The organism is Lactobacillus paragasseri (genome assembly GCF_003584685.1).
GTDB classification, from domain to species: Bacteria; Bacillota; Bacilli; order Lactobacillales; family Lactobacillaceae; genus Lactobacillus; species Lactobacillus paragasseri.
The window spans coordinates 1,256,490-1,278,671 of record NZ_AP018549.1; the positions used below are offsets into that span (position 1 = coordinate 1,256,490).

At 34.7% G+C, this 22,182-nt stretch carries 22 protein-coding genes and 1 other annotated feature; of the genes, 5 read left to right on the forward strand and 17 right to left on the reverse strand.

Annotation, left to right across the window (positions count from 1 at the left end; translation table 11 throughout):
- Window positions 1-58: 58 nt before the first annotated feature.
- The 10 genes from LpgJCM5343_RS06085 to ezrA all read right to left on the reverse strand — a co-directional run bounded on the left by LpgJCM5343_RS06085 (window position 59) and on the right by ezrA (window position 14,486).
- Complete coding sequence (locus tag LpgJCM5343_RS06085) at window positions 59-670, reverse strand: JAB domain-containing protein (RefSeq protein ID WP_035429888.1); 612 nt, start codon at window positions 668-670, stop codon at window positions 59-61.
- A 38-nt stretch (window positions 671-708) separates the two neighbouring features.
- The gene (locus LpgJCM5343_RS06090) at window positions 709-1,389 is read right to left on the reverse strand and encodes an HAD family hydrolase (protein ID WP_101890804.1); all 681 of its coding nucleotides are present in this window, start codon (window positions 1,387-1,389) and stop codon (window positions 709-711) included.
- Window positions 1,386-2,645 (reverse strand): bifunctional folylpolyglutamate synthase/dihydrofolate synthase, encoded by a 1,260-nt coding sequence (locus LpgJCM5343_RS06095; protein WP_101890805.1) that lies wholly within the window; start codon window positions 2,643-2,645, stop codon window positions 1,386-1,388. Before LpgJCM5343_RS06095 ends, LpgJCM5343_RS06090 begins: the two co-directional genes overlap by 4 nt.
- 2 nt (window positions 2,646-2,647) lie before the next feature.
- Entirely contained in the window at window positions 2,648-5,287 is a 2,640-nt protein-coding gene (locus tag LpgJCM5343_RS06100) for a valine--tRNA ligase (protein WP_020807170.1), read from the reverse strand.
- 40 nt (window positions 5,288-5,327) lie between these two features.
- Window positions 5,328-5,536: a binding site (T-box leader), on the reverse strand.
- Window positions 5,537-5,577: 41 nt separating this feature from the next.
- Complete coding sequence (locus LpgJCM5343_RS06105; protein WP_101890806.1) at window positions 5,578-8,205, reverse strand: cation-translocating P-type ATPase; 2,628 nt, start codon at window positions 8,203-8,205, stop codon at window positions 5,578-5,580.
- A 213-nt stretch (window positions 8,206-8,418) separates the two neighbouring features.
- Entirely contained in the window at window positions 8,419-9,522 is a 1,104-nt protein-coding gene (locus LpgJCM5343_RS06110) for a glycerophosphodiester phosphodiesterase (protein ID WP_101890807.1), read from the reverse strand.
- 12 nt (window positions 9,523-9,534) lie between these two features.
- Window positions 9,535-10,236: a pseudouridine synthase gene (locus tag LpgJCM5343_RS06115; RefSeq protein WP_101890808.1), complete on the reverse strand. Its 702-nt coding sequence runs from the start codon at window positions 10,234-10,236 to the stop codon at window positions 9,535-9,537.
- A gap of 51 nt (window positions 10,237-10,287) precedes the next feature.
- Window positions 10,288-11,505, reverse strand: a complete 1,218-nt coding sequence (gene thiI, locus LpgJCM5343_RS06120; protein WP_101890809.1) for a tRNA uracil 4-sulfurtransferase ThiI — start codon at window positions 11,503-11,505, stop codon at window positions 10,288-10,290.
- Between the two features lie 9 nt (window positions 11,506-11,514).
- Window positions 11,515-12,669, reverse strand: coding sequence for a cysteine desulfurase family protein (locus tag LpgJCM5343_RS06125; protein ID WP_020807175.1), 1,155 nt, complete (start codon window positions 12,667-12,669; stop codon window positions 11,515-11,517).
- 89 nt (window positions 12,670-12,758) lie between these two features.
- Window positions 12,759-14,486, reverse strand: a complete 1,728-nt coding sequence (gene ezrA, locus LpgJCM5343_RS06130; protein WP_101890810.1) for a septation ring formation regulator EzrA — start codon at window positions 14,484-14,486, stop codon at window positions 12,759-12,761.
- 280 nt (window positions 14,487-14,766) lie between these two features.
- Here ezrA and rpsD point away from each other — a divergent pair, with 280 nt between their 5' ends.
- The 5 genes from rpsD (at window position 14,767) to LpgJCM5343_RS06155 (ending at window position 18,369) form a co-directional block, all read left to right on the forward strand.
- Window positions 14,767-15,378, forward strand: a complete 612-nt coding sequence (gene rpsD, locus LpgJCM5343_RS06135; RefSeq protein WP_003647084.1) for a 30S ribosomal protein S4 — start codon at window positions 14,767-14,769, stop codon at window positions 15,376-15,378.
- A 118-nt stretch (window positions 15,379-15,496) separates the two neighbouring features.
- Entirely contained in the window at window positions 15,497-15,961 is a 465-nt protein-coding gene (locus LpgJCM5343_RS06140) for a YueI family protein (RefSeq protein ID WP_101890811.1), read from the forward strand.
- Window positions 15,962-15,963: 2 nt separating this feature from the next.
- Window positions 15,964-17,262: a replication-associated recombination protein A gene (locus LpgJCM5343_RS06145; RefSeq protein WP_101890812.1), complete on the forward strand. Its 1,299-nt coding sequence runs from the start codon at window positions 15,964-15,966 to the stop codon at window positions 17,260-17,262.
- A gap of 285 nt (window positions 17,263-17,547) precedes the next feature.
- Entirely contained in the window at window positions 17,548-17,832 is a 285-nt protein-coding gene (locus tag LpgJCM5343_RS06150; RefSeq protein WP_003648576.1) for a hypothetical protein, read from the forward strand.
- A gap of 57 nt (window positions 17,833-17,889) precedes the next feature.
- On the forward strand, window positions 17,890-18,369 hold the full coding sequence (locus tag LpgJCM5343_RS06155) for a universal stress protein (protein WP_020807180.1): 480 nt from the start codon (window positions 17,890-17,892) through the stop codon (window positions 18,367-18,369).
- A gap of 48 nt (window positions 18,370-18,417) precedes the next feature.
- On the opposite strand, the gene LpgJCM5343_RS06160 is transcribed toward LpgJCM5343_RS06155, so the two are convergent.
- From LpgJCM5343_RS06160 to LpgJCM5343_RS06190, 7 genes are all read right to left on the reverse strand, one after another.
- The gene (locus LpgJCM5343_RS06160) at window positions 18,418-19,614 is read right to left on the reverse strand and encodes an FtsW/RodA/SpoVE family cell cycle protein (RefSeq protein ID WP_048686431.1); all 1,197 of its coding nucleotides are present in this window, start codon (window positions 19,612-19,614) and stop codon (window positions 18,418-18,420) included.
- An 18-nt stretch (window positions 19,615-19,632) separates the two neighbouring features.
- Complete coding sequence (locus LpgJCM5343_RS09540; RefSeq protein WP_003647078.1) at window positions 19,633-19,860, reverse strand: DUF2969 domain-containing protein; 228 nt, start codon at window positions 19,858-19,860, stop codon at window positions 19,633-19,635.
- 12 nt (window positions 19,861-19,872) lie between these two features.
- Complete coding sequence (gene yidD, locus LpgJCM5343_RS09545) at window positions 19,873-20,166, reverse strand: membrane protein insertion efficiency factor YidD (RefSeq protein WP_035429624.1); 294 nt, start codon at window positions 20,164-20,166, stop codon at window positions 19,873-19,875.
- Between the two features lies 1 nt (window position 20,167).
- Window positions 20,168-20,353: a DNA-directed RNA polymerase subunit beta gene (locus tag LpgJCM5343_RS06175; protein WP_003648572.1), complete on the reverse strand. Its 186-nt coding sequence runs from the start codon at window positions 20,351-20,353 to the stop codon at window positions 20,168-20,170.
- 2 nt (window positions 20,354-20,355) lie between these two features.
- On the reverse strand, window positions 20,356-21,345 hold the full coding sequence (mreB, locus tag LpgJCM5343_RS06180; RefSeq protein ID WP_003648571.1) for a rod shape-determining protein: 990 nt from the start codon (window positions 21,343-21,345) through the stop codon (window positions 20,356-20,358).
- A 107-nt stretch (window positions 21,346-21,452) separates the two neighbouring features.
- Window positions 21,453-21,686: a DUF1146 family protein gene (locus tag LpgJCM5343_RS06185; RefSeq protein WP_003648570.1), complete on the reverse strand. Its 234-nt coding sequence runs from the start codon at window positions 21,684-21,686 to the stop codon at window positions 21,453-21,455.
- Window positions 21,687-21,737: 51 nt separating this feature from the next.
- The gene (locus LpgJCM5343_RS06190) at window positions 21,738-22,178 is read right to left on the reverse strand and encodes a F0F1 ATP synthase subunit epsilon (RefSeq protein ID WP_003647073.1); all 441 of its coding nucleotides are present in this window, start codon (window positions 22,176-22,178) and stop codon (window positions 21,738-21,740) included.
- Window positions 22,179-22,182: the final 4 nt, after the last annotated feature.

Sequence of the window (22,182 nt, forward strand, 5' to 3'; positions counted from 1 at the left end):
ATAGAAAATCTAATGTAAAAATTTGCTTTAAGAAAATTTGCTCATACTTAAGGAAGACTTAAAGAAGTTCCATCTCTCGAAAGCTTAAATAAGTATTATCAGTCACAATAAAATGATCCAGAAAATCAATTCCCATACACTTACTTGCCTCTACTAATTTCTTAGTAAATCGCAGGTCATGCTGAGATGGTTGTTCATCCCCACTTGGATGATTATGAGCTACAAAAAATGCCGTACTGTTATAAATTACTGCCCAGCGAAAGATATCTCGTGGATGGGCAACTGCTCTATTTACTGTTCCTTGAAAAATCAACTTTTCAGCAATAATTTTATTCTTTGAATCAAGATAAATTCCATATAGTTCTTCTTGCGGACGGCCACATAACTTATCAGCTATGTAGCATCCTACCTGCGAACTAGAATAGAAACTCTCAATTTCTTTATTATTAACGCCTTTTATACGCTCTAGCATGAGCTGCAGTACGACTGCTAATTCATCTTCGCATTTGGGACTAGCCGCATACTGCCACATTTCCTTAAAACTACTTATGCCTACTTCTTCTAGCTTTTTAAATAAACTATCAAAAGTAACAATATCTTTTTCTTTCAAAGATCTAGCTAATTTTTTTACTAGATCGACATCAGTTTGCAATAGTTCTTCTTTTTTCATAAATATCAATTACTCCTTTGATATTTATTACGAAAAAACTATTTGATTTTTTTAAGAAAACTGTAAAAATCTTTGCAAATTAATGTCGCATTCTTTTTATCTAAAACTGTTGGTTGCTTTAAATCTGGAACCATTACGCATTTTAAACCTGCAGCACTTGCAGACGCAACACCTGTGCTAGAATCTTCAAATACTAACAAATTATCTTTTGGCAGTTGCATCTTTTGAGCTGCTAGCAAATAAATATCTGGTGCAGGCTTAGCCTTTATTTTTCCTGCTTCGACATCTTTATAGCTTAGATAAAAATCAAAATAGTCCTTTATTTTTAGAACTTCTAAATTATGAGCTACTACTTCATCATAATTACTTGATGCAATTGCGAGTTTGATATTTTTTTCTTTAAACTCTACTAATGCATCTCGTACACCTGCTTGAAGCTTCAGTTTTCCTTGATCAGTCCACTCCCAAACTAGCTCATCAGTTCTTTTAATAAACTTATCGCGATCTGCTTCAGTCTTAAAATGTTGATGATAAAATTCTTCCATCTCTTTAACCGAAGAACCAACAAGCTTCAAATAACTATCATCTGGAATGTCTAAATTTGCTTCTTTAGCGGCAACAATATTTGCATCCCAATATAGCTTTTCAGAATCAACTAGTAATCCATCCATATCAAAAATGATGCCTTCAATTGGTTCAGCAATATTTTCAACTTTCATTTTTTACCTCTTTTGCAGTAATTCAAAACTGCACCAACCAAATAAAAAGATCCAGTCACTAATAGGATATCATGTGGCTTCAATTTATTCTTCAAGTTAGTATAAGCTACTTCGAAATTTTCTTCATAATTATATTTTTTCTGAGCTTCTTTAGGAAAATCTTCTAATCTCGCAGCTCTAGGATAATCTATCCGAGTTAAGGTAACTTTTTCATCTTCGAATAAATTGGTGACTGGACCCAAATCCTTGTCTTTCATCATTCCAAGAAGTATATATATTTGACCTTGGTTCTCTTTTCGAATCAAGTGCAAAAGATTCGTCATCGCCTGCAAATTGTGTGCTCCATCGACAATAATTTTAGGTGCAGTCTGAACAATATCATATCTACCAGGAATTTGCGTCTTATTAATCGACGCTTCAATCTCTTGTTTATTTAACTGTAAATTCAAAAGTTGAACCGCCCGAACTGCCACCCCAATATCATATGCTTCTACTACAGGACGTTTCAAAAATTGATACTTATTTTCTAAATCTTGATATTCAATAGCTGTTTTAGATAATTTAATTTTAAAATCTCTTCCCAATAAAAATGATTTTGAGTTTTCTGCTTGAGCTTTATCAAGTAAAATATCTAAAACATCTTGAGGAATATTACCTAGCACAACTGGTTTATTCTGTTTGATTATGCCACTTTTCTCCTTAGCAATATCTGCTAAAGTTGGTCCGATTATTTTCTCATGATCCAAACCAATAGTTGTAATGATACTTACTTCTGGTGTAATCACATTAGTCTTATCATGCTCGCCTCCAATTCCGACTTCAATTACTGCATAATCACATTTTTTTTGAGAAAAAAATTGGAAAGCAAGAGCTACTTCATATTCAAATGTTACTAAAGAAAAATCAGGATCAGTTTTTTTCAGTTCTTTTATAGCTGCTTCAATTTTGTTAGCTACTTCGACTAAATCCCTATTACTTATATTCTTGCCATTTAATTGAATTCTTTCATTAAATTCATAAATATAAGGTGACACAAAAAGGCCAGTCTTTTGACCGGCCTTTTGTAATAGATTACTCAAATAATAGGATGTCGACCCCTTACCATTCGTCCCGGTAACATGAATTGTCTTAACACTATCTTGAGGATTATTTAATTGTTTTAAAATCCTTTTGACGTAGCTCAAATCATTTTTAGGGTGCAGCTTAGGTAAAGAATATATTCTGTTAATTACTTGGTCAACATTAGTAAACTTCACTTCTATTTACTTTCCTTTAATTCTTTCATACGTTCACGAACACCAGCAAGTTGACTTTCGTAGTCAGCTTTCTTTTCCTTCTCTTTGTTTACAACAGCTTCAGGAGCATGAGCTACAAAGCCTTGGTTTGCCAGTTTCTTTTCAGCTCTTTGTACTTCTTCTTCAAGACGCTTTTCTTCTTTTTCCATCTTCTTAAGTTCATCGTCAACGTTAACTAATTCAGTTAATGGAACAAAAATCTGAGCACCTGGAATTACGGCAGTTTTTGCAAGCTTTGGTGCCTCAATATCTGCTGCAACTTGCAAATCTTTAGGGTGCAAGAAGTTTTCTACATACTCGAAATTGTCATCCAAAATATGCTTATTTGCTTCATCATCTAATTGAATCATAATGTCAATTTGTGAAGACATTGGAGCATTAACTTCCATACGAATATTACGTACAGCCTTGATAACTTCAATTAAAAATGCCATGTCATTATCAGCTTGCTTGTTTTCAAATTCTGCATGAGTTTCTGGATATTTAGCAGTCATAATTGACTTACCTTCATGGGGCATTGAAAGCCATAGTTTTTCAGTAACAAACGGCATAATTGGGTGCATTAAACGCAAAATTTGATCAAGAATCCAAATTAAGTTTTCTTGCTTTCTAGCCTTTAATTCTTCATCATCACCATTTAAAGCAACTTTAGAAATTTCAATGTACCAGTCACAGAAGTCATTCCAAATAAAGTTGTATAGTTCACGACCAGCTTCACCAAACTTATACTCATCAAATAAACGAGTAACTTCTGATACAGTATGATTTAATCTATCAAAAATCCAGCTATCTGCTAAATCAAACTGCGTAGTGTCTGGCATGTGAGCAGGTTTTGCATCTTCAGGCAAGTTCATAATTACAAAACGACTTGCATTCCAAATTTTGTTGATAAAGTTCCAAGCAGCAGCTAATTTCTTTGGATCATAACGAGTGTCTTGACCAGGAGCAGTACCGTTTAATAAGAACCAACGTAGAGCATCGGCACCATACTTATCAACAACATCCATCGGATCAACACCATTACCAAGTGATTTACTCATCTTGCGTCCTTGTTCATCTCGCATTAAACCGTGCAAAACAACATCTTTAAATGGACGCTTCTTAGTAAAGTGAAGACCTTGGAAGATCATTCTTGATACCCAGAAGAAAATAATGTCATATCCGGTAACTAAAGTGTTAGTTGGGAAGTAACGCTTAAAGTCTGGATTATCAGTATCTGGCCAGCCTAATGTTGAAAATGGCCAAAGTGCACTTGAGAACCAAGTATCTAGAACATCTGGATCTTGTTCCCAGTTTTCAATATCTTTAGGTGCTTCTTCGCCAACGTAAGTTTCACCAGTCTTCTTGTTGTACCAAGCTGGAATACGGTGACCCCACCATAATTGACGAGAAATTACCCAATCATGAACATCTTCCATCCAGTGGTTCAAAGTACCTTCAAATCGTTCTGGAACAAAGTTAACTTTACCATCAGTCTTTTGATTCTTAAGAACTTCTTCGGCAAGTGGCTTCATCTTAACGAACCATTGCTTTGAAAGTCTAGGCTCTACTTGAACGCCAGAACGTTCAGAGTGACCAACTGAGTGAACAATTGGTTCAACTTTAATTAAGTATCCTTCTTTCTTTAAGTCCTTAACTAGAGCCTCACGAGCTTCAAAACGATCCATACCAGCATACTTACCAGCTTCTTCGTTCATAGTTCCGTCATCATTCATTACATTAATTCTTTCAAGATTATGACGGTTACCTACTTGGAAGTCGTTAGGATCGTGCGCTGGCGTAATCTTAACTAAACCAGTACCAAATTCTGGATCTACGTGTTGGTCTTCAATAATTGGAATATGACGACCAACAAGTGGAAGAACTAATTCTTTTCCTACAATATCTTTATAACGCTCATCCCCTGGTGCAACAGCTACAGCTGTATCACCAAACATAGTTTCAGGACGAGTAGTTGCAATTTCAACAAAGCCTGATCCATCTGCAAATGGGTATTTTACATGGTAAAATGCACCCTTATCGTCTTTGTGAATAACTTCAATATCACTAAGAGCAGTTTGTAATTCTGGATCCCAGTTAATAATATATTCACCGCGATAAATTAGTCCTTCGTTATATAATTGAACGAAAACTTTTCTAACGGCTTTTGAAAGACCTTTATCTAAAGTAAATCTTTCTCTTGAATAATCAAGAGATAGTCCCATTTTAGCCCATTGACCCTTGATGATATTTGCATATTCATCTTTCCAGTCCCAAACTTGCTTAACAAAAGCTTCACGTCCCATCTGGTGACGGTCTTTACCTTGTTTACGCAACTTTGCTTCCACTTTAGCTTGAGTAGCAATACCAGCATGATCCATACCTGGAAGGTAAAGAGTATCATAGCCTTCCATTCGCTTAAAACGAATTAATGTATCTTGAATTGCGGTATCCCAAGCGTGTCCTAAGTGTAATTTTCCAGTTACATTTGGTGGTGGAATAACAATTGAATAAGGGTGAGCCTTTTTATCGCCAGATGGCTTAAAAAGATCCTCATCAAGCCATTCTTGATATCTACCTTTTTCAACCTCATTAGGATTATATTTAGGTGCTAAATCTGTCATTAAAATTCCTCCAATAAAAAAGTCCTAGACAACTTATATTGTCTAGGACGAAATTTTCCGCGGTACCACCTACGTTAAGTATACAATTGTATACCTCTCTTATAAGCGATAACGGTGCTGAAGTGTCCGGATTAACCTACTAAAGTTCAATTAATCAGCTAATCAAGCTACTCGTAAAATTCTGAAGTCTCTCAGCATACTGACTTTTCTCTGTAATACGAATTTACTCCTCTTGATTCCTGCTTTGTTTATGATTATAGCATGAAAGAAAACAAGAGAAAAGGTGAGAATTAACCTCTATTTTCTCTGATTACTTTTACCAACTGAATTAAAACTGTCGGAATAATTGCTAAAATCACGATTAGCCAAACTTCTTGTCCGCTTAATGGTTGAACAGCAAATAAGCCATGAAGTGTTGGTACAAAGAGAATTAAGACTAAAAGTGCAGTGCCTAATGCAAAGGCTGCTAAACTGTACCAATTGTTTTTAAATCCAATTTTAAAAATGCTATGTTGTGAGCGACAATTAAAACCGTGAAGCAAACGTGCAAATGTTAAAGTTGAAAAGGCCATAGTACATGCAATTGCAGGACTGTCTTTTAAGCCAATTAAAAATGCAGTAATAACACTTAACGAAATTAAGAAGCCTTGCGTACTGATTTGAGTAACAAATGGTTTATCTAACAAACTAGCTTTAGGATCGCGTGGTTTACGCTTTAAAATATCAGGATTTCCTGGCTCCATTCCGATTGCTAAAGCTGGAAGCGAATCAGTAACTAAGTTAATGAATAAAAGTTGTACTGCAACAAATGGTACTGGCAATCCAGCAATTGAAGCAAATAAAACGGTAATAATTGCCGATAAGTTACCCGATAATAAGTAACCAATCGCATTTTTGATATTTTCATAAACTGTTCTACCATTTGCAACAGCTTTGATAATTGTAGCAAAGTTATCATCAGTTAAAATCATACTTGCTGCATCTTTTGATACTTCTGTACCTGTGATACCCATTGCTACACCAACGTCAGCTTTCTTAAGGGCGGGAGCGTCGTTAACGCCATCACCAGTCATTGATACAATATGATCTTTTCTTTGCCACGCGTTAACAATTCTAATTTTGTTTTCTGGAGAAACACGAGCATAAACTGCGACTTTTTCAATTTCTTGGTCTAGTTCTTCATCACTTAAAGCATCTAACTCTAAACCAGTTAAAGCAATATCTCCGTCGTTAAAAATACCAATCTTTTTAGCAATAGCTACCGCAGTAACCTTATGGTCACCTGTAATCATTACCGTTCTGATACCGGCCTCTTTTGCGCGAGCAACGGCTGCGACGCTTTCTTCTCGCGGTGGATCCATTTCTGAAACTAAACCAATGAAAGTTAAGTCTTTCTCAGTATCGGCAGATAACTCTTCATCGCTCTCTTTATATGCAAATGCAAGCACTCTTAAACCATTTTCTGAAAAATGATTATTCTGAGCTAAAATATTCTTTCGGTCTTGCTCAGTTAGTGGTCGCACTTCATCCCCAAAACGAATATTAATGCAGCGCTTAAGCAAGACATCGATTGCTCCTTTAACAAAAATTGTTGGAACAGTATGAATTAAATGCTTAGTACTCATCAACTTACGGTCAGAATCAAATGGTACTTCTTCTAAACGATCTAAGTGATTTCTTAATTCACTCTCTGATAAACCTAGCTTTCCATTTCCAAGATCAATTCCTGGTACCTTACGATACATTTCAAGCAATGCGGATTCTGTTGGGTCACCAATCTTCTTACCATCAGATAAACTAGCATCATTATTCAAAACTACATCATATAGTAAATAGCGGTGCAATTGATTACTTAAGTTAAGTTCTTCGGGCTTAAGAACTTCACCACCAATATAAATATCTTCAACAGTCATTTTGTTTTGAGTTAAAGTACCAGTTTTATCAGAACAGATTACTGAAACTGAGCCCAATGATTCAACAGCTGCTAAATTTTTGATAATGGCATGTTCCTTAGCCATTTTTTGCGTTCCCATAGCTTGAACAATTGTAACGATTGAACTTAAAGCTTCTGGAATAGCAGCAACAGCTAGTGCTACTGCAAATAATAGCGCGTCTAGTAAAGGTTGACCACGCCACATTTGTAATCCTAAGATCAAGGCACAGAAAATCAAAATTGCGGTTGCCAAGCGTGATGAAAATTGATCAAGTGAAACTTGAAGAGGCGTTCTGCGCTCCTTAGTTTCATTCATTAAGGTGGCAATCTTACCGATTTCAGTATCCATTCCAGTTGCTGTAACTAAGACATTTGCTCGTCCATATGTTACAAGCGAACTAGAATAAACCATGTTTACTCTGTCTCCTAAGGGAACTTCCTTATCAAAAGTTGTATCTAATTTATCAATATTAGTTGACTCACCAGTTAAGGAGCTTTCATTTACTTGTAATGAAAAATTATCTAAAATTCTACCATCAGCAGTAACTAGATCGCCTGCCTCAAGTAAAAGAATATCGCCAGGAACAACATCTTTTGCGGCAATTTCTTGTTTTTTACCATCCCTTAAAACTTTTGCCGCAGGTGCTGACAAAGACTTTAGGGCTTCTAATGATTTTTCAGCTTTAACATGTTGGACTGTTCCTAAAATTGCGTTCAAAATTAAAACAACAATAATAACTGCAGTACTTTCTAAATTACCAGTAAACGCAGAAATCACAGCGGCAACAATCAAGATGATGACCATTAAATCTTTAAATTGCTCTAAAAAGACTTCTAAAATACTTTTTTTCTTACCTTCGATTAAAGCATTTGGTCCTACTTGTGCTAATTTTTCTTGAGCAACTTTATTGGTTAACCCCTGCTTTTCATTAGCTCCTAATTCTTTGATAAGCTCTTCTTTGCTTTCACGATAGTATGCTTTCACTTAAACCCTCCATCTAATAGGAAAAACAGACTTTGGCATAAAAAAAGAGACCACTGTCTGAACAAAAAATGTTTAGCCAATAGTCTCACCATTTAAACTTACAGCGGAAAAATTAATTTCGTTTTGACGCCATAAATACACCTTATGCCGGTTACTCCCTATATATATTGAGTATAAGTTTACCATTTTTTACGTAAACTAGCAATTAAAACTTTATTGTTTTACCCATTGCGCTCCACCTAGATTGTAAACAGTTTTTCCATGTACTTTTTTCACCGCAAAATAATTCCATGTACCGTTTTGAGGTAATTTCCTTCCAGAATATTTTTTTAAAGAAGGATCTGTATAAATCAAGGTTTCTTTTTGAAGCTTAATTTTTCCAGTCTGTGCTTTAGGAGCAGAGTGATCCGAATTTTTTAAATTATGATCACTTAGCCAAAGATCAGGCCTAACATGATAAAAAAGCTGATTATCTTTCATTTTAACCTGATCAACTTCAACTGAACTTCCATTTTTTAAATACATCAGACCAGAAATTGATTTACTAGGAAAAGAACTAGCTTCATAATTTCTTTTAAAAATATCACTGCTATGTAAAATATTTGCTAATTCAACTGGGTAGTCAGTTAACAAACCCGACACATTCTTATCTAGCTGCAAATATTGTTTCATTTGCACTTTTTTATTAACGCCCCAAAGTAAATACTTTTTATTATGCTCACTTAAGTAGTCAGCCACTTTTTTAGAATAAAAATTATTAGCATAATATTGCATTGAAGGTGATAAATTAAATTCACCAGCTAATTGCATTGTAGGAATTTGAGGATTAATTTTAGAGATTTGCATCAAGGCTGTTTTAGAAAATGACTCTAATAATACACGATTTTCTAAATGATATTGTCTAATTAAATTAAGTAACAGCTTAATGTCTTCTTCACTGTTATCTTTAGGTTCAATCATGAATTTTACATTTGAATTTTGATAACGTTTAAATACATCTCCAAGACTATGGAGAGATTCACCATTTTGATTTTTATATGAAAGTAATTCTTGATATGGATAATCGGCAATAATTTTATCAACGCCAAAAACTCTACTCAAATTATCATCATGACTTACTACCAGAACATTATCTGAAGTTTTTTGTAAGTCAAGTTCTAAATAATCAACTTGTGCGCAAAGCGCTCGGTCATAAGCCATCCAGCTATGTTCAGCAAACTTACCCTGTTCATTATCTCCGCGATGCGCAATATTTAAAAAGCCACAGGTGAAAGGAAAAACTAAAATAAAGAAAATTACAAAAATAATTTTTTTCATATTTAAATTTCCTTACTTAATTTTATCTCGAGTAATTTCTTGATATTGTCCGCGTTTTAAGTCAGTCGGCAAAGATAATTTACCCATTGAAATTCGATCCAGTTCTAAGACCTTCATGCCAACCGCTCCAAACATTCGCTTGATTTGATGATATTTTCCTTCTTGAATTTGAATCTCAATTTGCGACAAATTATGAACTTTATCTTGAGCTAAAATTTCTAATTTTGCTGGTTTTAATTTTGTACCATCGCCTAAGGTAATACCACTAGCAAATGTTTTAATTGTTCCTTCACTTGCTACACCTGAAATTTTAGCACGATATACTTTAGTCACATGCTTATTGGGAGCAAGTAGCTCATGGGCTAAAGCTCCATCATTTGTTAAAAGCAATAAACCTGTAGTGTCTTTATCTAGTCTACCTACTGGAGCAATACCTTGATAACGATCTTTTGTTTTAAGCAATGAAATAACCGTCTGCTGACTTCTATCTTCAGTTGCTGAAATCACACCTTTAGGCTTATTTAATAAAAAATAATGATACTGTTGGTACGCAATTTCATTTCCATCAACTACCACCAAATCGTCTTCTTTAACTTGTTGTTTTGGCGTAGTTACTAGTTCTCCATTAACCGTCACAACTTTCTTTTTAATAAGACTATGAACTTCTTTACGCGAGCCAACATTCATATTAGCTAAATACTTGTCAATTCTCATTTCTATATCTTTCTCAAACCAAAAAAGCGCTAGCGGTTGCTAGCACTTTTTTTACAATAAGTCTGCATCTTCTTGAGCCTTATCATCCAAGAATTTTTGATTTGGATAAATTGGCGTAATTTCCATTCCATCAATTGCGCGTTGAATCATTTTCTCGGCATCAAGTCTGTTTTCCAACTTACGAGCCTCGTCTAACTTAGGCTTAGTCTTTGGACGAGGTGGCGCAAAAATAGTACAACAATCTTCAAATGGCTCAATAGAAAGATCAAAAGTACCAATTTGCTCAGCTAGCTTAATGATTTCGGTTTTATCCATTGTGGCTACCGGACGAAGAACAGGTGTTGAAGTAACATCGTTAATCGCAACCATTGATTCCAACGTTTGGGAAGCTACTTGACCAACAGATTCTCCATTAAAAATTGCTAAACCACCACGCATTGCGCGAATACGATCTGCTAATTGAAGCATAAAGCGACGCTGAATGGTCATCAAATAACCTTCTGGTAATTTCTCTTTGATTTGTTCTTGAATTTCAGTAAAAGGTACTGCAATAAAATTGATTTTTCCAGAATAGTTAGCCAAAATCCCAGTAAGTTCTTTTGCTTTTGCAAGTGCCTTTTCAGTAGTATACGGTGGACTAAAGAAGTGAACCATATCAATTTCAACTCCACGCTTCATTGCTAGATAAGAAGCTACTGGCGAATCAATTCCACCTGAAAGCATCATTACTGCTCTTCCTGCAGTACCAACTGGCATCCCACCTGCACCGTGGAGAAGCTGATTTGAAATATAAATTGCATCTTGACGAACTTCAATTCTCAAGACTAAATCAGGCTTCTTCATCTTTACCTTTAAGTTATCCATATTATCAAATAAGTAGTCACCAATCATAGCGTTTAATTGATTAGTGTCATATTCAAACTCATGGTCACTGCGTCTAGTATTAACTTTAAAAGTCATTCCATCCTTAAAAGTTGCTTGCATCAATTCAAGGGAAGCCTTCTTGATAGCATCAAGATTTTTCTCGACTTTTATAGTTGGCGAATAAGTTTGAATACCGAAAACAAGTTTTAATCGCTGATCGATTTTATCAAATGGAGCTCCATTCAAGACAATATGCATTCGATCATGCTTAGGATGTATTTCAATTTCTGGGAAATCTTGCAAAGCTCTTGTTACATTACCAGCTAATCTCCCAATAAAATCTTTACGATTTTTTCCTTTAGTGGATAGCTCGCCATAGCGAACCATTACTTCTGTATATTGCATATTTTCACCTTATTTCAAATGATTAATTTCAGCGAAGTGCTTATATATTTTATCAAAAACTGAAATAAATTGCTCAGCTTCTTCAATAGTATTACTTGGATCGAAACTTAATCTAATCGCACCAGTTGCTAAATCATCTTCAACCTTCATTGCATTTAAGGTTCCGCTCTCAACGCCACTTCTTGAAGAACAAGCACTAGTAGTGGAAACATAAATTTCCTTAGATTCAAGCGTATGAACTAGAGTTTCTCCACGAATCCCCTCTAAAGAAAAGCATAAAACACTTGGAATAAATTTATCATTTATCGGAGAGAAAATGTGAATTCCTGGCTTTCCATCTAAATAAGAAATGATTTTTTTCTTAACTGCTAGTTCTTGTGCTGCATTCTTTTTTTCATCTGATAAATATAAACGCATTGCCTTAGCGGTAGCCGCAATTGCAGGCAAATTTTCTGTGCTAGAGCGTAAGCCCTTTTCTTGACCACCACCATCAATTAGCGGCTTGATCATCTTGCCCTCTTTTTTATAAAGAATACCAACACCGCGAGGTGCATGAAACTTATGAGCTGATAAACTCATTAAATCAACTCTATTTGTAAATACTTCATCCCAAATATCTTTTCCCAAAGCTTGGACATTGTCAACGTGAAAAGTAACATTAGGATAATCTTCTAATACCTTACTAATTTCCTTAATTGGTTGGATTGTACCGATTTCATTATTTACACCCATAATTGAAACTAAAATAGTTTCCTTATCTAGGGCAGCTTTTAAATCATCTGGATCAACCTGACCATTCTTATCAACTGGTAGAACAGTCACACGAAAACCTAAGTCTTCAAGAGCACGTACTGAGTTTGAAACAGCAGCATGCTCAACACTTGAAGTAATAATATGATTTCCAAATTCTTTTTTAGCTAAAGCTGTCCCTTTAATAGCCCAATTATCTGATTCACTTCCACTTGAAGTAAAAAAGATCTCATGTGGTTTTACATTTAATAAACTAGCAATTTGCTTTCTAGAAGCTTCCAAAAGTTGGTGTGAACGATCTCCCATTTTGTGTAGACTTGAAGGATTTCCCCAAATATCCTTTGTTACCTTGTCATACGTTTCCAAAACTGCAGGATAAACAGCAGTTGTAGCACTATTATCAAAATAGATCAATTTTCTTTCTCCTCTAAAAAACGACCATTAAAATGGTCGTTTGATAATCATATAAAATACTAACTTAAAAAGTCTATCGCTTCAATCATTTACTCTTCTTCTTCGGCTTCTTCCTGCTCGCTATAATACTCTTTTTCAATTCTTTGATAACTCCCAGGCTCAACCTTTTCTAAGGCAGTCGCAATTACGTCTAGCGCTTCCTTGTACTCATATTTATTTTGATACAAGTCATAAGCTTCTTTGCGAGCACGCTTAATCTCTGGATTTGAAATATACTTATTGGAATATTGCATAGTTAGCTCAACCAGGTCAGCGGAATTTAGAATCTCATCGGCTTCTTTCTTTAAGCGTTCTATATCTTCTTGAATTTGGATCAATTCGCTAGATATTTTTTCCATATTTATTCTAACTTGATTCAATTCATTATCTGTATGCTTAACTTCATTCAAGACTAAAGTATACATTTGAATGAAACTTTCAGGTTTTCCAGGTAATCGGCGCCGTTCAACTTTTCGATAAACCAAAGAAATTTCTTGTTTGAAATGAATAATAGAATCGTTAGCAATTTTTTCTGCGTCAAATAATCCGTCTACATCGCCTGAAAGTCTCTTTTCAGTCTTTTCAATTTCTTTTAAACTATCAAGCATTGTTAACCATTTATTTTCAATTTGTGAATAAACACCGTCACCATCAGCAATTTTTTGACAATCAACATCAAAATCGGCATTCATCCGGCTGACCTGACTTTTTAGTTGTCTAGCTTCAGCTAGTTCACCGTGCGTTAATTCATAACTCTGATCAACATGTTCTAATTTAGCTACAAGCTGATTAGATGCATTACTCATATGAGAGAGAATCTGCACAATTTTATCTTGGTTATTGTCAACAAACGGTCGTGCTTTAAATTCTTTAGTAAGAATATCATACAAACTATCGATTCTTGTACTTACTTCTTTATTACTCTTCTCAACCTTTGCAAGATCTAGTTTATTGAGGCTCTTTTTATTTTCATCAACTAATTCTCTTAAGCTTTTAATCTCTTCTAAAACATCAACCTCTGTAATCTTATACTTGTCTTTTACCATTTGACGATAAGTATTGCTAAGCTCATTGAGTTGATCTGGAAAAACATTTTTTAGTTCTTGATCAAAGTTCTCTATTTTAGGAAGATCAGTCTTTAATGATGTAAGTTTAGTATCAATCTTAGTCAATACCTTTTTAGCTTCTTCATGATCTCCCTCACCAGACAAATTCTTGGCAGTCTGAAAATCACTCTCTAAGGTTGCTAAATCTTCTTCAATTTGATCAATTGCATTTCCATAATTAAAAGACTGCGACAAAATTTTCTTGCGTAGTTGCTGATAATCTTTTGATAATGCAGCATAGTGTTTTTGATTATCACGATTTGCTTCTAATAAATTAGTAAATATTTGTTTACTACGTTCAACATTATCTTGATTAGTTTGCAATAGTTCAGTTGCTTCTTTAATTAGTTGATGCGTTTTTATCAGATTAAACTTTGCGTTAAGTCCCGCTGCTTGTTCAAGAAGATGCTTCAATTCTCCAACATCTTTAGTATCAACTTTTTGATATACTTTTTGCCATCTTTTAAAAGTCTCTAAACTTTTACCGGCTAATTCCATCTTTTGTAGACGCTTGATGTCTTCTTCAACACTCAAATCTTTTAACCCATCAGTTAGCGCATCTAATTCCGCAATCTGGTGATTAAAATATTTATTAAGGATAACAACTGTAGCAATTACAGCAATTATAGCAATTAATATTACAATAATAAGAATAGATAACCCTGATGACATAATACCCTCCATATTTCATATTAATTATACCAGACTTCATCTCAATCCCAGCTAGAAAATCCTTACTTTTACTTGCTTTAAATTATATTTCTTACTATAATAGTCTTCGTGTAAAATATTTGCAGCAATAAGTGACAAGAACGTCAACATCTTGAGGCGTTTAGTGAACGAGTAACCCGCGCTGCACTGGGCGAAACATGCAACTTGAGATGCACGAATGTTGAACTTATTTCTCATATTTTACTCCAAAAAATTACTATTTTTTATGGAGGATTTTTTTATGTCAAGATATACTGGTCCAAGTTGGAAACGTTCAAGACGCTTAGGTATCTCACTTTCAGGTACTGGTAAGGAAATTAGCCGTCGTAACTACGCACCTGGTGATCATGGTCCTAACAACCGTGCTAAGGTTTCTGAATATGGTCAACAATTAAAGGAAAAGCAAAAGTTACGTTGGATGTTTGGTTTAAATGAACGTCAATTCCAAAACTTATTCATCCGTGCCGGCAAGATTCGTGAAGGTAAGCACGGTGTTAACTTTATGGCTTTACTTGAAAGACGTTTAGACAACATCGTTTACCGTTTAGGTTTAGCTTCAACTAGAGAACAAGCTAGACAACTTGTTAACCACGGTCACATCTTAGTAGATGGCAAGCGTGTTGACATTCCTTCATACGAAGTTAAAGTTGGTCAAGAAATCAGCTTAAGAGATAAGTCAAAAAACTTGCAACAAGTTAAGGACGCTTTAGATGCAGTTGTATCACGTCCACCATTTGTTTCATTTGACGACAGCAAGATGACTGGTACTTTAGTTCGTCTTCCAGAACGTGACGAAATGGAACCAGAAGTTGATGAAGCTCTTATCGTTGAATGGTACAACAAGAAGCTTTAATATTTACTGCTTCATTACAAAAAGTCTTTCCAATTGTGGGAAGACTTTTTTGTTTTCTCCTCTTCTACTTTGCTACACTAAGAATAAAGCTTTTAACCATAAAAAGGAAAACAAAATTATGACTGAAGATTTAAATACACGACTTGAAAATGCTGCTAAGGGGATTACTCCTCAAACTTGCCCAGATGAGCGAAGAAGATATTTAGGTTCTCTACGAGAGCGAGTTTTAGTACGAATGACTGTAGAAGAAACCAATAATCCAGCCTTAGATACCCTGTTTTTAAAACATATTAATGATTTCAAGGGATATACCATTTTAATCAATGGAAAAATGCCTCAAAACAATTTTATCAACAAATTAATGGGCTTATGTTCGCAGCAAGATATAAAATTTACCTTAATAAATGATGATACAGCAAAAGATGAGCCAAACGCTACTGGCGTTTTAGTAGTTTCAAAAACTGCTATTAATCATTATCGGATTGAAATTGATCAAGTTTATGCTCCAGAAGCTCCTCATGAACAACTTTCCGAACCCAAAAAAGAAAGTTTCTGGAATAGATTATTTAGAAAAAAGGATTAAAGATGAAACCTCTTGCTTATCGTATGCGACCCAAGAACTTAGATGAAGTGGTTGGACAAGAACATTTAGTAGGAAATAAAAAAATAATTAGAAGAATGGTTGAAGCCAAACTATTGTCTTCAATGATCCTTTACGGTCCCCCAGGTATTGGAAAAACTAGTATTGCCAGTGCAATTGCTGGTTCTACCAAATATGCTTTTAGAAAGCTTAACGCAGCAACAGATACGAAAAAGGATCTTCAAATTGTTGCTGAAGAAGGAAAAATGAGTGGCACAGTTATTCTTCTTTTGGATGAAATTCATCGACTGGATAAGACCAAGCAAGATTTTCTTCTTCCGCTTTTAGAATCAGGTAATATTATTTTAATTGGAGCAACAACAGAGAATCCATATATATCCATCTCTCCTGCTATTCGATCCAGGTGTCAGATTTTTGAATTACATCGACTTAAAAGTACTGATATCTCGAAGGCAATTGATCGTGCGCTTACCGATTCTGAAAATGGTTTAGGAAAGTACAATGTTGAACTAACAAAAGATGCTCGTAACCTTTTAATAGACAAAGGAAATGGCGACTTAAGATCAACGCTTAATGCCTTAGAATTAGCTGTTTTATCAACTGATCAAGAGAAAAAAACTAAATCTCCTAAAGATAAATTAATTATTGATAAAGCAGAAATGCAAGATTCCATTCAATTCAAGTCCCAAAGCTACGATGCAAGTGGTGATGGCCATTATGATTTAGTATCTGCATTTCAAAAATCAATTCGCGGCTCTGATACTGATGCTGCCCTTTATTATTTAGGTAATCTTTGTGAATCAGGCGACCTAGTAGCAATTTGTAGGCGTTTATTAGTAATTGCATATGAAGATATTGGCTTAGCAAATCCACCTGCATGCAGCCGCGTTGTTAATGCAGTTCAAGCTGCACAAATGGTTGGCCTTCCAGAAGCACGTATTATTTTGTCAAATGCAGTTATTGAACTTTGTTTATCTCCTAAAAGCAATAGTGCAATTGTTGCAATTGATTCTGCAATAAGTGACATTCAAAATAAGCAAAATGATCCTATACCTAATAGTTTAAAAGATGCGCACTATAAAGGAGCACAAAACCTAAACCATGGAGTTTCATATGTCTACCCACATGATTACCAAGGAGATTGGGTTGCCCAACAATATTTACCTGATAATTTAAAAAATGTATCTTATTTTAAACCTAAGGGTAATTCAAAAATAGAAGATGCACTTAAAAGACAGTATCTTCGACTTAAAAAGATGCAACATGACGGCTTACAAAAGTAAATTCAATTTGTTGACATTAACTGTATCTTTGCTAGAATATAGTTGATCTGAGTTGATCAACCTAATTACAAAGTTGACCGATCAAACTAAAGACGTTGGAATTTATGAATAACATCTGAATCGGAATACTAGTCTAATCTAGGATCCATATTCACTGCGACATAGATTCAAATATTGAACACTGCGGGTTCAACAAGCGTCATTACGTTGCAGTCAACTCAGATTCCATTGAAATTTAAGGAAGCGGCGCAAGCCGCTTTTTTTATTAAGTGAGGGTTTACATAAGTGGTATTAAAAGTCTTAATGCTAATTTTTATATTATTAGTATTTATTACAGCTTGGTATTTAGTTAGAAGTAAGAACAAGGGACAATTTATCATTTTTACTTTTATTGGAAACAGCAAAATCAATACTTTGTTTACAGTAACAAGTTTAGTACTAGTTTTAACCGGTATTATTGGAATTATTATCTTGTTTACTTTACCCAAAATATTTAATTTCATTACCTTGATCATTGCTGCAATGGCTATTTCAATTTTTTCTTTCACCTTTATGAATTTAAATGAATAGTTTTATTACTCTATTTAAATCAAATTTTGGTAAAATATTGATGGAGAGGTGATCAACATGTTAAAACAATACCAACATATCCAAGTTGCCGTAGATGGTTCTAAAGAAGCTGACGTTGCATTTAGCAAAGCTGTTGAAGTAGCCAAAAGAAATGGTGCTACTCTTGAAATTCTTCACGTAGTAGATACACGTGCCTTTCAAGATGTTTCAAGCTTTGATTCTGCAATGGTTGAACAAGTATCTGAAGAGGCAAAAACTAAAATCGAAGAATATTATAACCGCGCAAAAGATGCCGGTGTTAAAGATGTTCATTACTCAATCGAATTTGGTTCTCCAAAGAATATCATTGCTCATGAATTTCCTGAAGAACACAATATTGACTTAATTATTCTAGGTGCCACTGGTTTAAACGCTGTTGAAAGACTTTTAATCGGTAGTATTACGGAATACGTTACTCGTACTGCAGCTTGCGATGTTCTAGTAATCCGTCAGCCAGCCGCACAAAATGAAGATATTAAGAAAAATCAAGAAAATTAACGGTACCAAAAAGACCTTATCCTAAATGGACAAGGTCTTTTTTTTAACTTAAAAATCTCCTGCAGTACTAAAAATATAGTCTTTATGGTGCCATTTCATTGATAAAATGAGTCCAATACCGATCATATTACCCAGCAAGGCAGATCCCCCTTGAGAAACAAACGGAAGCGGGATACCAGTTAAAGGTAATAGATCGATTCCCATTCCAATATTTTCAAAAACATGGAATAAGATCATCATAATAATCCCAGTAGAAATGTATGAATAAAATGCATTTCTTGTTTCAAAAGTAATTTTAACCATTTGAAAAATTAGATAGAAATAAATCAAAATCAAAGCACAGCATCCAACAAATCCTAATGATTCACCAATTACTGAGAAAACCATATCTGATGTTCTAACTGGAACATAGACACTCACTTTTCCAAAACCATGGCCCCAAATTTGACCAGACCCAATTGCCTTCATACTTTGCCATAACTGATAGGCACCTGATGAAGTATCTTGAGAAGGATTAAGCCAAGAGTTAATTCTTTGAAATTGATAAGCTCTAAAATTAAACGCACTTCCTAAAAATGCCTGTCCCCCAGGTGTAGTAACCAAAAGAATAGCTGCCGCGCCAATAATAAAAACTAATCCATAGACTGGTATAATTATTTTCCAGCTTATTCCTGAAACTAAGATTACTCCACCAACAATTGCAAAAAACACAAGCATAGTACCAAAGTCATTCTGCAACTTTAGTAAAACTGCAACTGGAATTAGCCAAGCAAAGATTTTTCCAATTAAAACGCAATCAGTTTTAAAAGTATGGGCATATTGCTCATTATGTCGTTCTACTACCCTGGCTAGCATCAAAATGAAAGCCGGTTTCATTACCTCGGATGGCTGAAAAGTTAATGGTCCAAGTTTAAACCAACTCTTTGCACCAGTATCTTGAAACACCTGCTTATTATATAAAAACAGCACAGCAATTAATAAAATGATACCTATACCATAAGCTATGGGCGCGATTTTAAAAAGCTGTTCTGCATCAAATTGCATCACAAAAATTACTAATCCAATTGAAACTAAATACCATACAGCTTGAATTAAAACAGCTTTTTTGGGACTTCCCATCTTGGGATCATTTACTGTTGCCACCCAAATACCATACAGACTGATGACTGCTAATAAAAAGACTGGAACTACAACACCCCATGCGATGCGATCATACCAATCTGCTTTATTTTCAACTTTTGTCATTGTATATCCCTACTTTGTTTATTTTTCATGCAAAGTAAAGTATGAAAGTAATTCATTAATAGCACTTTCTAACGTTTTAGAGTAAAGGCTATGGTTAGTTTTAGAAGATACTACATGATAGCGTTCCTCTTCTTGTTCAATAATTCCAATAGAACGCTTACCTGGAATAATAACTTCCCATGTAGGCATAGGAGTGCCCTTTCTTTCATTAACTTCAATATCAATACTTTCCAATTTTCTAGACATATATATATTCTCCTACTTTTTATTCGAATGAAATGCCTGCGCAATAATTTCATCTTCATATCGTTCCGGATGCGGATTACGGCGCAGGGTAAAATAATCCGGTACTGGATCTACTCCTCCCTTAACAAAAGGATTACAGCGCATTATTCGCGATATTCCCATTATTAAGCCTAAAATTGCCCCATGCTTTTTTAAAGCGTCAATCATATAAGTTGAACATGTAGGATAATACCTACATGTTGGTGGCAAAATTGGAGAAATAAACTTCTTATAAACATTTACCAACCCAATTAACAATTTATTCATTTTAACTTAAAAATTCAAAAAAATGAACCCATGTACTAGGAAAGAAAATTGCAAAAGGATTACCGCTTGCAACACCGCATCCAATAAGTGCTCCTAAAAGCATTGTCACAAACAAATACAAAATTATCTTTCCCACTTTTTTTAAATGTTTATTTACTAATGAAAAATCAAAACTTTCTCTATTCATAATTAGTGTCTCTGGTGATTTTCAATATTTTTAAGTAATACACCTGTACCATTTGCTACAGCTTCTAATGGATCGTCGGCTTTTAACACAGGGACTTGAAGATAGTAAGTAATCAATTTATCAATATTCTTGAGCAAAGCTCCACCACCAGTCAGCATAATACCACGATCAATAATATCCGCCGACAATTCTGGTGGTGTTTGTTCCAAAACTTCTTTTGTTGCTGCAACAATTGACATTAATCCATCTTCAAGAGCTTTTTGCACTTCTAACTCATTGATTGCTACCTGCTTTGGCAAGCCATCAACCATATCACGTCCTCGGACAGTCATTGTCTTAGTTGGATCAGCTTCAAAAGCAGTTCCTAACTGAATCTTAATCTGCTCAGCAGTATGTTGACCAACCAAAAGATTCTTGCTTCTCTTAATATAACTTGCAATGGCCTGATTCATCTTATCACCAGCCCAACGAAGTGAACGAGAAGTTACAATTTCTCCCATTGACAAAACAGCAATATCTGTCGTACCACCACCAATATCAATAACCATATTTCCTTGAGGTTTAAAAATATCTAGGCCAGCACCAACAGCTGCTACTTTGGGCTCAAAATCTAAATATACACGTCCACCACCAGATTTTTCAGCTGCTTGAATAATTGCTTTTTGCTCAATTGAAGTAACCCCTGTAGGAGCACAAATCAAAATATTTGGTTTAGACATAAAACCTTTTACATTTAATTTTTCAATAAAGTAGCTGAGCATCTCTTCTGTGATGTCAAAGTCAGCAATAACACCATTCTTTAATGGTCTAATGACTCTAATATTACCTGGTGTACGTCCTACCATCTTATATGCCTCAGTACCGACTGCGACAACTTTATCTTTATCAGTATCAACAGCAACAACAGAAGGTTCATTCAAAACAATCCCTTTGCCGGATACATTTATTAGAACATTTGCGGTTCCTAAATCAATTCCTATATCTCTTGCCACGCTAGTGCCTCCAGTATTTAATCATTAAAAATTGTAACATAAATACCGCTTTACTTTAAGAACAAGTACAAAGAACTGCCATTCTAAACAATTTCTTATGAAAATCCTTAAAAAAACATCTTTAAAGCAAGTGATTGATCTACTAAGGCTAAAATAAATTGCCCTACTAAAAAACCTAATGCAATAGAAATAAAAAGTAAAAAGATTTGAATTTCAAAAGTATGACCTTTCTTGAATAATTGATCAACTCTCAATCCTTTTACAGCCTTAAAAGAAAATGCAATAGTTACCAAATATGTAATAAGACTAACAACAGCATGAACTCCCACTTGTTTCATCATATAATTTTCTCCATAAAAAAAGACGAACAAGATGTTCGTCTTTTTCTTCTATTATTTGCCGTAATTTTCACGTACATGTAATCTATTAACTGCACGACGCAAAGCAATTTCAGCTTCTAACATTTCTCTTTCGTTATGTTTCTCTTTAGCTTCTTGCATGTGTTGTTCAGCACGCTTTTTAGCTGATTGAGCACGTTCAACATCGATGTTGCGCGCACGTTCTGCACTATCTGCTATGATCGTTGCTTCATTATTTGAAAATTCAATGTAACCACCATTAACAGCAATGTGGTCAACACGATCATTCATTTCATGCGTTCTCTTTACTCGAACTTCACCAATGGCTAAAGGAGTAACGATTGGAAGGTGATCATACATAATCGTACGTTCACCATCAATTGCTCTCATTGCTACCATAGTTGCATTATGAGAATAGACAATTCCATCTGGTGTTACAACGCTAACTTTTAAAATCTTTTCTGGATCTGCCATAACG

What these genes read in the sequence shown, in the direction of transcription:
- LpgJCM5343_RS06085 (WP_035429888.1), bottom strand. Translation starts at nt 670, where the DNA reads ATGAAAAAAGAAGAACTATTGCAAACTGATGTCGATCTAGTAAAAAAA.
- LpgJCM5343_RS06090 (WP_101890804.1), bottom strand. Translation starts at nt 1,389, where the DNA reads ATGAAAGTTGAAAATATTGCTGAACCAATTGAAGGCATCATTTTTGAT.
- LpgJCM5343_RS06100 (WP_020807170.1), bottom strand. Translation starts at nt 5,287, where the DNA reads ATGACAGATTTAGCACCTAAATATAATCCTAATGAGGTTGAAAAAGGT.
- LpgJCM5343_RS06110 (WP_101890807.1), bottom strand. Translation starts at nt 9,522, where the DNA reads ATGAAAAAAATTATTTTTGTAATTTTCTTTATTTTAGTTTTTCCTTTC.
- LpgJCM5343_RS06115 (WP_101890808.1), bottom strand. Translation starts at nt 10,236, where the DNA reads ATGAGAATTGACAAGTATTTAGCTAATATGAATGTTGGCTCGCGTAAA.
- thiI (WP_101890809.1), bottom strand. Translation starts at nt 11,505, where the DNA reads ATGCAATATACAGAAGTAATGGTTCGCTATGGCGAGCTATCCACTAAA.
- ezrA (WP_101890810.1), bottom strand. Translation starts at nt 14,486, where the DNA reads ATGTCATCAGGGTTATCTATTCTTATTATTGTAATATTAATTGCTATA.
- rpsD (WP_003647084.1), top strand. Translation starts at nt 14,767, where the DNA reads ATGTCAAGATATACTGGTCCAAGTTGGAAACGTTCAAGACGCTTAGGT.
- LpgJCM5343_RS06140 (WP_101890811.1), top strand. Translation starts at nt 15,497, where the DNA reads ATGACTGAAGATTTAAATACACGACTTGAAAATGCTGCTAAGGGGATT.
- LpgJCM5343_RS06145 (WP_101890812.1), top strand. Translation starts at nt 15,964, where the DNA reads ATGAAACCTCTTGCTTATCGTATGCGACCCAAGAACTTAGATGAAGTG.
- LpgJCM5343_RS06155 (WP_020807180.1), top strand. Translation starts at nt 17,890, where the DNA reads ATGTTAAAACAATACCAACATATCCAAGTTGCCGTAGATGGTTCTAAA.
- LpgJCM5343_RS06160 (WP_048686431.1), bottom strand. Translation starts at nt 19,614, where the DNA reads ATGACAAAAGTTGAAAATAAAGCAGATTGGTATGATCGCATCGCATGG.
- LpgJCM5343_RS09540 (WP_003647078.1), bottom strand. Translation starts at nt 19,860, where the DNA reads ATGTCTAGAAAATTGGAAAGTATTGATATTGAAGTTAATGAAAGAAAG.
- yidD (WP_035429624.1), bottom strand. Translation starts at nt 20,166, where the DNA reads ATGAATAAATTGTTAATTGGGTTGGTAAATGTTTATAAGAAGTTTATT.
- LpgJCM5343_RS06175 (WP_003648572.1), bottom strand. Translation starts at nt 20,353, where the DNA reads ATGAATAGAGAAAGTTTTGATTTTTCATTAGTAAATAAACATTTAAAA.
- LpgJCM5343_RS06185 (WP_003648570.1), bottom strand. Translation starts at nt 21,686, where the DNA reads ATGATGAAACAAGTGGGAGTTCATGCTGTTGTTAGTCTTATTACATAT.
- LpgJCM5343_RS06190 (WP_003647073.1), bottom strand. Translation starts at nt 22,178, where the DNA reads ATGGCAGATCCAGAAAAGATTTTAAAAGTTAGCGTTGTAACACCAGAT.